Origin of the sequence: Ruminococcus flavefaciens 007c (assembly GCF_000571935.1) — a bacterium.
In the GTDB taxonomy this organism is placed as follows: domain Bacteria; phylum Bacillota; class Clostridia; order Oscillospirales; family Ruminococcaceae; genus Ruminococcus; species Ruminococcus flavefaciens_F.
The window spans coordinates 178,509-190,009 of record NZ_ATAX01000026.1; the positions used below are offsets into that span (position 1 = coordinate 178,509).

The following is an 11,501-nucleotide window of genomic DNA, read 5'->3' on the forward strand; positions in this document are numbered from 1 at the left end:
AAAAAGGAGCAATTTATGCCCACTACACTTTTCAGCGATATAGAATATCTGAAGGGCGTCGGAAAGGCAAGGGGAGAAAAGTACCGCAAGCTCGGCGTGACCTCGCCCTATGAGCTGATATACCATATCCCCAGGGATTACCTTGACTTCCGCACTCATGTGCCGGTAGCCGGAGCCGTACTGAACGAATACAATGTGCTGAAGCTGACGGTGTTCCGCAAGATGCCGCCTCAGCGCATAAAGGGCGGACTTGTAATATGCAAGGCCGCTGCATCGGACGGTACCGATGATATCCTTATCGTGGTATATAATAACGTTTACGGCTTTCAGGCTCTCAGAGAGGGAGAGACCTATTATATGTACGGCAAGGTCTCGGGCAATTTCCTCCGCAAGGAGATAAGCTCGCCTGTTTATATAAAGGCGGATGAGCAGGTGCTCATACAGCCGAAATATCACCTGACGCAGGGATTGTCGGTAAATATGATACGCGCGAATATGCAGCAGGCTCTGGAGATAATGCGCCGTGAGCCCTTTGAGACGCTTTCGCCGGATATACTCAGGAAGTACGACCTTGCACCGCTGATGTGGTCGCTGGAGAATATCCACTTCCCCGAAAGCGAGCTTGCCGCAGAAACTGCCAGACGGAGACTTGCCTTTGACGAGCTGCTGAAGCTCCAGATAGGAATGTCCATAATGAAATCGCGCAGCAGAAGATCTACGGCTTATAAAATGGATCCCTCCGTAGATACGGACGAGTTCACGAAGGGATTACCCTTTGAGCTTACTGATGACCAGAAGAAGGCGGTGGACGAGATAGTTTCCGACCTGTGCAGTAGCGTTCCAATGAACAGGCTGCTGCAGGGCGACGTGGGAAGCGGAAAGACTGCCGTTGCTGCGGCAGCCTGCTATTTTGCTTCAAAAAACGGCGTTCAGTCGGCACTTATGGCACCCACGGAGATACTGGCGGTTCAGCATTTCAAGACTCTCAGCGGCTTCCTTGAGCCCTTCGGAGTCAGAGTCAGTCTGCTCACAGGCTCTATGACGGCCAAAAAGAAGGCTTCTGTCCGTGAGGGGATAGAAGCAGGCGAGATAGATGTTGTTGTGGGAACTCACGCCATAATCCAGAAGGACGTGGAGTACAGATCCCTCGGACTTGTGATAACCGATGAGCAGCACCGCTTTGGCGTGGCACAGCGTGCAGCCCTTGCGGAAAAGGGCGATTATCCGCATAAGCTTGTAATGTCGGCAACTCCCATACCCCGAACCCTTGCCCTTATCATCTACGGAGACCTTGATATATCCGCCATAACTCAGCTTCCCAAGGGCAGAAAGCCTGTAAAGACCTATGCGGTCACGGGAAAGCTCCGCAGCAGAGCCTTCGGCTTTGTACGGGAGCGCCTTGATGAGGGACGTCAGGCCTATGTTGTCTGCCCCATGATAGAGGAGAGCGAGAGCGAGCTCTTTGCGGTCAAGACCTATGCCGAAAATGCGGCGAAGGGTGATCTTAAAGGCTATACCACAGCACTTCTTCACGGAAAGATGAGAGCAGCGGAAAAGGATAAGACCATGCAGCTCTTCCGTGACGGCGAGATACAGGTGCTTATATGCACCACTGTCGTGGAGGTCGGCGTGGATGTACCGAATGCGGCGGTAATGGTCATAGAGAATGCGGAGCGCTTCGGACTTTCCCAGCTCCATCAGCTTCGCGGACGAGTGGGCAGAGGCGGCTTTGAGAGCAGCTGCATACTCATTACGGACAATACCACTGATGACTGCGTAAAGCGCATGAAGATAATGTCATCAACCTCGGACGGCTTTAAAATATCCGAGGAGGATCTGAAAATGCGCGGCCCCGGAGACTTCTTCGGCAATGCACAGCATGGACTGCCGCCGCTTAAAATAGCGGATATAGCCTGCAATATGGAGCTTATGAACCGTGCGCAGGTCTGTGCGAAGGAGCTTCTTGAAGACGATCCGCTGCTTGAGAAACCGCAGAATCGTGCACTGAAAATGGACGTTATGCGCCTTTTCAGCAAAGACATCATAGGATAAACCTGTAGGGGCGTATATTATCCGCCCGTCAAATTCCATTCCAAATGCCCGATTGCTATAATATTGTCCTTTCACTGGAGGGTGTTGGCGCCTTCCCCTACACATTGTTTCAGCATAATTGGATTTTAATGCAGGGGCGCCCAAAGGGCGCCTCTGCACAATAAAAAAGCGGTACTCATCCGAGTACCGCTTTGTTTTTTACTGTAAGCCGTTCTTCTTGTCGATAGTATTGGCGCTGAGGCCTGTTGAAACAGTGCTGCTGATCTTGCCCTTGACTACCTTTATGCTCTGGAGATTTCTTGAGTAGTAATTCTCTGTATCGTTGAGCATCTTTGCAACTGAAGCCGCAGCGTTCTGCTGGAGATTCTTTGCGGCTGTCTGAGCCTTTGTGAGCATATCGAGAGCCTTTTTCTTGGCCTCTGTAACGATAGCCTCTCTGGATACTATCTGAGCTGCACGTTCCTCAGCCTTGCGGATGATGGATTCTGCATTGAGCTTAGCCTCATTGAGGATACGCTGGCAATCGAACTCGATCTTCTTGGCTTCCTTGAGTTCGTGAGGCATATTGAGGCGGACATCGTTGATAAGCTCTCTCATACGCTCACCGTCAATGACCTTCTTATGTGAAACAAAGGGAACTGAGGACGCCTTGTCAAGGAGTTCGTCCATTTCTTCTAAAATCTCATCGATGCTCATAGTAATTACCTCTCCTTAATTAGTCTTTGTGTTATATCGCCGAGTATCTCCTCGGGAACGAAATGGCTTATATCTCCGCCGAAATATGCGATCTGCTTTACCAGACTTGAGCTGAGATACATATTTTCGGTAGCTGTTGTAAGGAATACTGTTTCAGCTCCTGCGTACAGCTTTTTATTGGCGAGAGCCATCTGGAATTCATATTCAAAGTCACTGACGGCGCGCAGTCCTTTTACAATGGCCACAGCGCCCACATTCCTGACGTAATCCGCCAGAAGTCCGTCAAGTATATCTATCACTACATTGTCAAGATCTTTTGTGACCTGTTCTATCATAAGCATACGTTCCGTAGCTGTAAAGCTCGGCTGTGCCTTTCCTGCGTTCCTTGAGATGAGGACGATTACCTTGTCAAAGAGCTTTGAAGCTCTGGTGATAATGTCCAGGTGTCCCAGAGTAACGGGGTCGAAGCTTCCCGGGCAAACGGCTATCCTTCTCATTCTTCAGCCACCTCCTCAGATGGTTTGCAGAATATAGAGACATTAATCTTGCCGTAGCGGTAGGTCTTTCTCAGCCTCATACCCTCGGGAGCCTCAGGCTCTGCTGCTTCCGCTTCGTACTCACATATTATAATACCGCCGTCCCTGAGCTTTTTGGCGGCAAAGGGAAGGATATTGGTGATATGACTGAAGCGGTAGGGCGGATCGAGTATGATTATATCGAAGGTCTGCGATGTAAGCTTTATATAATCGTAGCTGTCGCGGTTTATGACCTCTGACTGACGTTCAAATCCTGTATTGCGCAGATTTTCATTCACGCATCTTATGGAACGGAGGGAACTGTCGATGAATACCGCATGATCTGCGCCGCGGCTGAGGGCTTCAATGCCCATCTGACCGCTTCCTGCGAACAGGTCGAGGACTCTTGCTCCTTCCAGTTCAAACTGAACGGCTGAAAAGATGCCTTCTTTCACCTTGTCGGCGGTAGGTCTGACGTCCAGACCTTCGGGAGCGACAAGCTTACGGCCTCTTGCAATGCCTGTGATTACTCTCATGTTTTAGTGCTCCGAAGCCGCAGCGGTAACTGCGGTTTCCGCATTTACGGCATACGGCTGCCGAAATATATATACTTTATTATATATTATTTTTTTCGGCTTGTCTATATCATTTCTTAAAAATAGGCGATTTTGACTAAAAAACGTTGTTTTCTTTTGTCTATCATATACACAGTAAATAGTGGCTCAGGGCTAAGAAAAGAAAAATTGAAAACTTTTCCGAAAAATATTTCAAAAGGGTATTGACAGGTGTATATATAAATGCTATAATGTGTATAACGTATATATACATTATGAGGTGAACTATGGATATTATTATCAGTAACTCATCGGGAGATCCCATCTATCAGCAGATCTCATCTCAGATAAAGGGACTCATCCTCAATGGTACGCTGAAAGCAGGGGACGCTCTGCCTTCCATGCGTACGCTTGCACAGCAGCTCCGAATAAGCGTTATAACAACAAAACGCGCTTATGAGGATCTTGAAAGAGACGGCTTCATAGAGTCTTACACAGGTAAGGGAAGCTTTGTAAAGGGGCAGAATACCGAGCTCCTGCGCGAGGAATACCTGCGCCAGACAGAAGCTCTGCTCTCACAGGTCTGTGATAAAGCGAGACAGTGCGAGCTCAGCCTTGACGAGCTCAAGGAGATGCTCGAACTTATTTACGGAGGGGCAGAAAATGAATGATTATGAAAACGCTATTGAAATAAAGGGAATTACAAAGAGGTATGACGGTTTTACTCTCGACAACGTCAGCTTTGATGTTCCGAAGGGCAGTATCATGGGCTTTATCGGCCAGAACGGCGCGGGAAAGACCACTACTATCAATACTCTGCTGAACATCGTCAAAAAGGACGCGGGCGAGATAAAACTGCTGGGATTCGACCACGAGAAGGACGAATTCGAGGCAAAAAAGTATATAGCTGCCGTATTTGACGAGCTTCCCTTTGACGACAGACTAAACGCCATTGCTATCGATAAGATACTCCGCGAGATATACGAGGAGTGGAGCGCGGATACGTTTTTCGGCTATCTTGACCGCTTTGCGCTGCCAAGGAAGAAAAAGTTCGGCAAGTTCTCAAAGGGCATGAAAATGAAGCTCCAGATCGCGGCCGCACTTTCGCACAATGCAAAGCTCCTTGTAATGGACGAGGCAACAACAGGCCTTGATCCCGTTGTGAGAAGCGAGATACTTGATATATTCCTGGAGTATCTTCAGAATGAAGAGCATACCATACTTATGTCCTCACACATCACCTCTGATCTTGACAAGGTGGCTGACAGTGTCACCTTTATAGATAAGGGAAAGATAATGATAAGCGGCTACAAGGACGATATACTCGATACTCACGGCGTGCTCAAATGCACAAAGAACGAATACAAGGACATTGATCCCGAGGATATCATAAGCGCCCGTATCAATGATTTCGGCGCAGATGTGCTGATCTCCGACAGGGCACGCTGTGCCGTTAAGTATTCCGGAGCAGTCATTGACCGCGCTTCCCTTGAGGATATAATGATATACTATGTAAACCGTGCAAAGAAGGAGTGGAGGTAAATGAAAGGACTTGTTTATCGTGAGCTTTATCTTGTGCGCAAGCCCATAATAATTACTATTCTGGCCTATTTCGCATTTGTAGCATTCTGTTCGCTGGTATTCATCAGCACCTATGCGGGAAATCTTGCAAATAACGGCGAAGGAGCCCAGACTCTTGCCAACTTTTATCCCCAGGCATTTTTCTTTGCGGCCTGTATTGCAATGTTAGGTATGGAATACGGCCATAACGATCTTATTGAGAAGGACTACAAGTCACGCTGGCAGCTCTTTTCCTATACTCTTCCTATGAATGAGAAGAAGGTAGCTGCATCAAAGTTCATTGCGAGAGGTCTGCTCCTTGTCGGAGGCTTTCTTCTTGCGATCTTAGGCGAGGTGATTCTTTCCATTGCTGCAAGGAAAAGCGTAAGTCTTTCACATATAGGCACTATTTTTCTCATTTTTACATTTATGACGCTTTCCTACTCGGATATCCCACTTATGCTGAGGTTCAAGAGACAGTCGAAGGTTGTGGGCGTATGTATGCTGGTAGGTATTCCTCTGGGCGTAGGAACTGTATTTGCAGCCGGATGTGTGGCAGGTTATCTTTCCAGCCGGGCACAGGAACTTTATCCCGAACTTGAAAAGCGTGAGGCTATGACGAAGGTCACAACACATTTTTTTGAAAAATTGCAGCATATAACTCTTATCGCAGCTCCTTTCATACTGATCGGACTGGTGGGCATATCCTATTTCTTCGCTGTCAGGGAGCTCAGAAGGAGGCGCTACTGATGGCTGGACTGCTTTATAAGGAATTAAAACTCAACAGGTTCGTGTTTATATTATTCCTGATCTCGGAGCTGATCTTCTGGACGCTGTTAGGGTGCTTGTTCGGCTTGAGCGATGACGATGTTACGTTAAAGGCGTTCAGTCTTGTGGCAGGAGTATTCATTGTGATATCCACTTTTTTTTCAGGTATAGTGGAAAGCGGGATATTTTCAGGGGAAGAAAGAAAAAAGTGGGCATATTATGTTGCCTCCACACCTGTGGGAGTAAGCGGATATATAGGCGCAAAATATGTCACCACTCTTATTTTCTCCATGGCGGTAGTGCTGCTGCACACCCTTGTGCTAAGTGCATATTTTCAGCTGATAGGCCGATGCGGCAATCTTACCCTGCTGGTCGTGGCGCTGTTTTACATACAGCTCTTTATGAGGTCAGTGGAGATACCTCTTGTGGTACGTTTCGGCAACAAGACAGGCAATTCGCTGAAACTGGCAGGTCTGCTGGTCATATTGATCGTAAGCGTTGTTTATATGCTTTTCGGCGATACCTCTGTATTCAATAACATGGATAATTTCTGGGAATGGCTGTTCTCGGTCTTAAAGGATCAGGAGAAGCTCAGTACACTCATATTGTCCATAGGCATAATGACAGTTGCCGTACTGCCACTGTACTATCTGTCATACAGACTGTCAGTGAAATGGTATCTGAAAGGAGCTGAGAATTATGCCAAGTAAACAGGCTTCAAAGCAGGGAGCACTAAGGGGCATACTCATATATATCATACTGGCGTTTGTCCCTGCCTATGCCATATGTCTGGGTTTTTCCGACGGACAGGGCGGAGTTAAAAATGAATTCTGGGGAAGTACAGTAATGCTTTATCCCGCCATAGCTGCATTTATCACGCGGCTGGTGACTAAGGAGGGCTTCCGCAGCGCAAAGCTCGGCACAGGAAGGAAAGGCAGTGCAAAGTATTATCTGGCTGCGGTGCTTTATCCGCTGGCCCTGCCCTTTGTAAGCGCGCTTATACTTCATCTTTTTATAGTAAAGAACGGCAGTATTTCCGACAGTGCCTTTGCAGACAGCGGAACTGCGGCAGCTTCAACACTTCTGTTTGCTTTTGCATCGGGTATTGCCATGGCTCTGCACGGCTTCGGCGAGGAATTCGGCTGGAGAGCCTACCTTACGCCCAAGCTTGAGGAGCTCATGCCCACACCTGCGGCGATAGTGGTCACGGGTATAATATGGGCGCTCTGGCACGGACCTCTCCTTGCTTACGGCTACAATTTCGGCAGGGACTACGGCTTCTTCCCCTACGGCGGCTTTATTGCAATGATAGTTATGTGCATATTCTGGTCGGCTCTGCTGACATGGATGACAAAGCGGACGGATTCGGTATATCCTGCGGCTATATGTCATATACTCATTGATACCGTTCTGACGGGAGTCTATATGCTTTTCAAGCTGAAAGCCGACGGAACTCCATTTGAGCGCAGGCTGTCGGAGTTCTGGACGGTGATACTCTCGGTATTCCCGATGATAATCGTAAGCGGCAGCGCAGCTATGGTGCTGCTTTGCAAGAGCAGGAAGGGGGCCGCTGCACAGTAAATAGATAGCAGACTCACCGTCAGGGGTGCCGGTGCAGACTGCTCAGTACTTCAGAGAAAGAGGATATTTTGTGATAGAACAGCTGCTGAAAATATGCCTTAGCTGCTGCTATGGGGTAAATTACGGCGGCACCGGGCATACTTCAGCGGAAAGATGATATACAATGCTCCCTCCGCTGCGGAGAGGGCATATGCGATAAAGGCAGCATGAGCCGCGGACAAACGGCTTCATAAAATAATGATATAGTTTATATAAGCTCCGAAGTGCAATACATTTTCGCTTCGGAGCTGGTTTTTTCTCCGAAAAATCGCTGAAGCAGAGGGGCTGTAAAAAAATCTCAAAAAAAATTTCAAAAAATGCTTGACAAACATAAAAAACCGTGGTATAATTATTTTCGTCGCCAAGGATAAGGCGTCTGCGAAGTGGGGGTTTAGCTCAGCTGGGAGAGCATCTGCCTTACAAGCAGAGGGTCACAGGTTCGAGCCCTGTAGTCCCCACCACATGGCCTCGTAGTTCAGTTGGTTAGAACGCCTGCCTGTCACGCAGGAGGTCGACAGTTCGAATCTGTTCGGGGTCGCCAACACGCTTCTGTAGCTCAGTCGGTAGAGCAGGGGACTGAAAATCCCCGTGTCGTTGGTTCGATTCCGACCGGAAGCACCATATAGAACGCGGTAGCGTTCTATATACAATGCGGATTTAGCTCATCTGGTAGAGCGCCACCTTGCCAAGGTGGAGGTAGCGAGTTCGAGCCTCGTAATCCGCTCCATAGTACTGGGGTAATAACCTTGGTATTACACGAATCCCGAAGCAATAGTTTCGGGATTTTTTATGTCCGGAAGGAGTTCGTGCTATGAAATTCGCAATGAAAATGAAATTTGTAATGAAAGTAATAAGGATCATATTAATAATACTCGGACTGATATGCAGCGGAGTCTTCGCTTATGAGGAGCTGGTACACCAGGACTGGCGCGAGAAGGTATTCGCAGGCAGATATGCTGATGACAGGATAAGCGCTGTGGCATTTATGGGAGCTATGTTCTTCTTCGGAGCTGCATCGCTTTCACTTCTTATAAAGTATCTGAGGGAAAAACAGAAGAAGGCAGCTATTCCCGGGCTGTTCCTCGCCCTTACATGGGGAACTGCGATAATAGTTGCGCTGGCCTTTACATACGGCGGCGTGGGCTGGGGACATACTGTCAGCAGGTATAAAACCCCTGACGGCAGGCATACTATATACTATACCTCCGACGAGATAATAGGTTCCGGATATAAGGATTGCTACCGCAGAACGGGTTTCCTCACCTATGAGTATATTTTTACCGCAGAGGATCTCGATAAGGATGTGACATGGGGAAGCGGCAGCATTACATACCACGGTGACGAATACAAGTATTCCACCTACGGAGAATAATAACAGTCAGATGATTAATCCGCACAAAGACGGTCTTTGCTCTTTGTGCGGATTTACTATATACAAAAATAAATAAAAATGTTATAATAAATATGTATCACATTATTAGCATGAGGTGAAATATGGAAAAGGAAATGCGCTATGCCGTCCTTATCGACGCGGATAACGTTGCGGCAAAATACACAAAGTACATTCTTGATGAGGTGTCCAACTACGGCGTAGTTACTTATAAAAGAGTTTACGGCGACTGGACAAGACCGAATCTTGCAGGCTGGAAGAGCATGGCTCTGGACAATGCCATAACTCCTGTTCAGCAGTACAGCTATACTACGGGCAAGAATGCTACGGACTCCGCAATGATAATAGATGCCATGGATATACTCTACTCTCATAATGTAGATGGCTTCTGCATAGTATCCAGCGACAGCGACTTTACAAGACTGGCGATACGTCTCCGTGAGTCGGGTATGCACGTTATAGGCATGGGAGAGCAGAAGACACCGAAGCCTTTCAGTACAGCCTGCAACGCCTTCAAGTACCTTGAGATACTTGCCGATGAGGAACTCCAGGGCACAGGCGAGAGTGAGAAGGTAGAGCTCAAGACTCTCGAAACGGCAATAGTTCGTATAATCACCGAGAATGCCAACCTTCAGGACGAGATAAATATCGGAGAGCTGGGCAGCAGACTGCTCAACCGCTATCCCGATTTCGACGTAAGAAACTATGGATATTCCAAGTTCTCGCAGTTCCTCAAGGAGTTTGACAGCCTCAGCTTCCGTCAGGTGGGAAGCAGCATACTCGTTTCACAGAAGTCCAGCATGACAGACCTTGAACGCATCGAGACCGCACTGGCGGCGATAGTGCGCACCAACGGTACAAAGGGCTATAATCTGGGCGAACTGAAGAAGCAGCTCTGTGCAAAGATACCTGAATTCGACGTAAAGACATACGGCTATTCCAAGTTCAGCAAGTTCGTGGAAAATCTGCCGTCATTCAAGATAAAGAACAACACAGTTATGATTTCGGAGAGTTGATTTGAGAAAAAAGGTTACAGCGGTCATACTTGCAGCAGTATGCTTGGTGTTCCTGCTGATCGCAGGGAAGTATATAAAGGATTCGGGGATACTGAAGGGCTATCCCAATGAGGAGTTCCTTTCCTATGATGAGGAAGCGATAAGACCTGTTTACAGCGAGCTCTCTTTTGATGAGCAGGCCGTGTATACGGCGTTGTACCGCGGGATAAGCAAGAGGCAGGAGCATATCCCTCTGCCCTTTGAGGTGAAAGGTGACGATTACTCGAAGGTCTACTGCATCCTTGAAAAGCAGGAAAGCGGCTTCTTTTACCTTGATTCCGTATATTATACAGCGGAGAAGGTACGCGAGGCGAGGATAGTCTACCGAAAGCTCGGCGATATAGATCAGAGAAAAAAGGATCTGGACGAAGCTGTAAGAGCGGCTGTTCACGATGCTCAGGATTATAAGGGTGACGATTACAAGGTGCGCTATATCAATGATTTTCTGGTAAAAAAGTGCAGATATATCACCGGTGATGACAGCGAAATGGCCTCGACGGCTTATGGCTGCCTTGTTGAGGGAGAGGCCAACTGTGAAGGCTATGCAAAGGCTTTCAGGCTGCTTGCTTCGGAAATGGGCGTGGAGAGCGTTGTAGTCACGGGAAAGACTGACAAGGGCGAAAATCACGCCTGGAATCAGGTGCGCATAGGCACAGAATGGTACAATATCGACGTAACATGGGCGGATACGGACAAAGCGGGCGAAATAAGAAATGCTTATTTCCTCTGCTCTGACAAGGATTTCTCCAAGACGCATTTTGCGGATACCGAGCTGTTTACTCCTTATAAGTGCGGCAGCGACACAATGAATTATTATGTCCGCAGCGGACTTTATGCAAAGACTTGCGAGGAAGCAGCTGATATTCTCCGCCGCGAGCTGAGTTCGGGGAGAAAAACAGTGGAGATAAGATTTGACAACCGCGATGCTTACAACGAGTTCATGGAGACTTATATAAACGGTCAGAAAGTGTTTGATGTGGTGAGTGAGACGGACTATCAGCACAATGGAGAAGTTACTCTTCATCTGGATGATAATGCGTCGGAGCTGTGTCTTACGCTGAGGTTTGAGTGACGGTTGTAAAAATTGACACAATTCGGCAATAACTGACACGGAAGGTTGTGGATTATTCCGTGTTGACTTTGCGGTGCCACCGTGATATAATAATTAAGTCGCCTCACGATGACGCAGAAAACAGTAAGTCTGCTGGCGCAGCATGGAAAAAGCATCTGAAAAGACGACAGAAAAAATCACAAAAAATTTCCGAAAAGGTATTGACAAAGGAAATTGTTT

Annotated in this window: 12 protein-coding genes and 4 tRNA genes; 13 read left to right on the forward strand and 3 right to left on the reverse strand. The window is 47.7% G+C overall.

The window, feature by feature from the left end; genetic code table 11:
- Positions 1-15: 15 nt before the first annotated feature.
- A complete protein-coding gene (recG, locus tag RF007C_RS10675) occupies positions 16-2,052 on the forward strand; it encodes an ATP-dependent DNA helicase RecG (RefSeq protein WP_037299740.1) in 2,037 nt (678 codons plus the stop codon).
- Positions 2,053-2,250: 198 nt separating this feature from the next.
- Here recG and RF007C_RS10680 read toward each other — a convergent pair whose 3' ends face one another.
- Genes RF007C_RS10680 through rsmD form a run of 3 tightly spaced genes read right to left on the reverse strand, consistent with a single transcriptional unit; the run spans position 2,251 to position 3,799 of the window.
- Complete coding sequence (locus RF007C_RS10680; protein ID WP_019680358.1) at positions 2,251-2,748, reverse strand: hypothetical protein; 498 nt, start codon at positions 2,746-2,748, stop codon at positions 2,251-2,253.
- Between the two features lie 5 nt (positions 2,749-2,753).
- Complete coding sequence (gene coaD / locus RF007C_RS10685; RefSeq protein WP_019680359.1) at positions 2,754-3,245, reverse strand: pantetheine-phosphate adenylyltransferase; 492 nt, start codon at positions 3,243-3,245, stop codon at positions 2,754-2,756.
- Complete coding sequence (gene rsmD / locus RF007C_RS10690) at positions 3,242-3,799, reverse strand: 16S rRNA (guanine(966)-N(2))-methyltransferase RsmD (protein WP_019680360.1); 558 nt, start codon at positions 3,797-3,799, stop codon at positions 3,242-3,244. The genes coaD and rsmD overlap by 4 nt, the downstream gene beginning before the upstream one ends.
- A 305-nt stretch (positions 3,800-4,104) precedes the next feature.
- Between rsmD and RF007C_RS10695 the strand changes: the two genes are divergently transcribed.
- The 12 genes from RF007C_RS10695 (at position 4,105) to RF007C_RS16585 (ending at position 11,282) form a co-directional block, all read left to right on the forward strand.
- Positions 4,105-4,488, forward strand: coding sequence for a GntR family transcriptional regulator (locus tag RF007C_RS10695; RefSeq protein ID WP_019680361.1), 384 nt, complete (start codon positions 4,105-4,107; stop codon positions 4,486-4,488).
- Entirely contained in the window at positions 4,481-5,359 is an 879-nt protein-coding gene (locus RF007C_RS10700; RefSeq protein WP_037299743.1) for an ABC transporter ATP-binding protein, read from the forward strand. Before RF007C_RS10695 ends, RF007C_RS10700 begins: the two co-directional genes overlap by 8 nt.
- Positions 5,360-6,127 (forward strand): ABC-2 transporter permease, encoded by a 768-nt coding sequence (locus tag RF007C_RS10705; RefSeq protein ID WP_037299746.1) that lies wholly within the window; start codon positions 5,360-5,362, stop codon positions 6,125-6,127.
- Complete coding sequence (locus RF007C_RS10710) at positions 6,127-6,855, forward strand: ABC-2 transporter permease (RefSeq protein WP_037299749.1); 729 nt, start codon at positions 6,127-6,129, stop codon at positions 6,853-6,855. Before RF007C_RS10705 ends, RF007C_RS10710 begins: the two co-directional genes overlap by 1 nt.
- Positions 6,845-7,726, forward strand: coding sequence for a CPBP family intramembrane glutamic endopeptidase (locus tag RF007C_RS16580; RefSeq protein ID WP_051456630.1), 882 nt, complete (start codon positions 6,845-6,847; stop codon positions 7,724-7,726). The genes RF007C_RS10710 and RF007C_RS16580 overlap by 11 nt, the downstream gene beginning before the upstream one ends.
- 424 nt (positions 7,727-8,150) lie before the next feature.
- Positions 8,151-8,226 (forward strand) — tRNA-Val (locus RF007C_RS10720).
- Between the two features lie 3 nt (positions 8,227-8,229).
- Positions 8,230-8,306, forward strand: a tRNA-Asp gene (locus RF007C_RS10725).
- 4 nt (positions 8,307-8,310) lie between these two features.
- Positions 8,311-8,386: transfer RNA gene (locus RF007C_RS10730), tRNA-Phe, on the forward strand.
- A 30-nt stretch (positions 8,387-8,416) separates the two neighbouring features.
- Positions 8,417-8,492, forward strand: a tRNA-Gly gene (locus RF007C_RS10735).
- An 84-nt stretch (positions 8,493-8,576) separates the two neighbouring features.
- Positions 8,577-9,137: a hypothetical protein gene (locus tag RF007C_RS10740; RefSeq protein WP_037299751.1), complete on the forward strand. Its 561-nt coding sequence runs from the start codon at positions 8,577-8,579 to the stop codon at positions 9,135-9,137.
- 122 nt (positions 9,138-9,259) lie between these two features.
- Positions 9,260-10,171: an NYN domain-containing protein gene (locus RF007C_RS10745; RefSeq protein WP_019680367.1), complete on the forward strand. Its 912-nt coding sequence runs from the start codon at positions 9,260-9,262 to the stop codon at positions 10,169-10,171.
- A gap of 1 nt (position 10,172) precedes the next feature.
- Complete coding sequence (locus tag RF007C_RS16585; RefSeq protein ID WP_051456631.1) at positions 10,173-11,282, forward strand: transglutaminase domain-containing protein; 1,110 nt, start codon at positions 10,173-10,175, stop codon at positions 11,280-11,282.
- Positions 11,283-11,501: the final 219 nt, after the last annotated feature.

Bases quoted from the DNA above. Each gene is read 5' to 3' on its own strand.
- rsmD (WP_019680360.1), bottom strand. From the start codon at position 3,799: ATGAGAGTAATCACAGGCATTGCAAGAGGCCGTAAGCTTGTCGCTCCC.
- recG (WP_037299740.1), top strand. From the start codon at position 16: ATGCCCACTACACTTTTCAGCGATATAGAATATCTGAAGGGCGTCGGA.
- RF007C_RS10745 (WP_019680367.1), top strand. From the start codon at position 9,260: ATGGAAAAGGAAATGCGCTATGCCGTCCTTATCGACGCGGATAACGTT.
- RF007C_RS10700 (WP_037299743.1), top strand. From the start codon at position 4,481: ATGAATGATTATGAAAACGCTATTGAAATAAAGGGAATTACAAAGAGG.
- RF007C_RS16580 (WP_051456630.1), top strand. From the start codon at position 6,845: ATGCCAAGTAAACAGGCTTCAAAGCAGGGAGCACTAAGGGGCATACTC.
- RF007C_RS10710 (WP_037299749.1), top strand. From the start codon at position 6,127: ATGGCTGGACTGCTTTATAAGGAATTAAAACTCAACAGGTTCGTGTTT.
- coaD (WP_019680359.1), bottom strand. From the start codon at position 3,245: ATGAGAAGGATAGCCGTTTGCCCGGGAAGCTTCGACCCCGTTACTCTG.
- RF007C_RS10695 (WP_019680361.1), top strand. From the start codon at position 4,105: ATGGATATTATTATCAGTAACTCATCGGGAGATCCCATCTATCAGCAG.
- RF007C_RS10680 (WP_019680358.1), bottom strand. From the start codon at position 2,748: ATGAGCATCGATGAGATTTTAGAAGAAATGGACGAACTCCTTGACAAG.
- RF007C_RS10740 (WP_037299751.1), top strand. From the start codon at position 8,577: ATGAAATTCGCAATGAAAATGAAATTTGTAATGAAAGTAATAAGGATC.
- RF007C_RS10705 (WP_037299746.1), top strand. From the start codon at position 5,360: ATGAAAGGACTTGTTTATCGTGAGCTTTATCTTGTGCGCAAGCCCATA.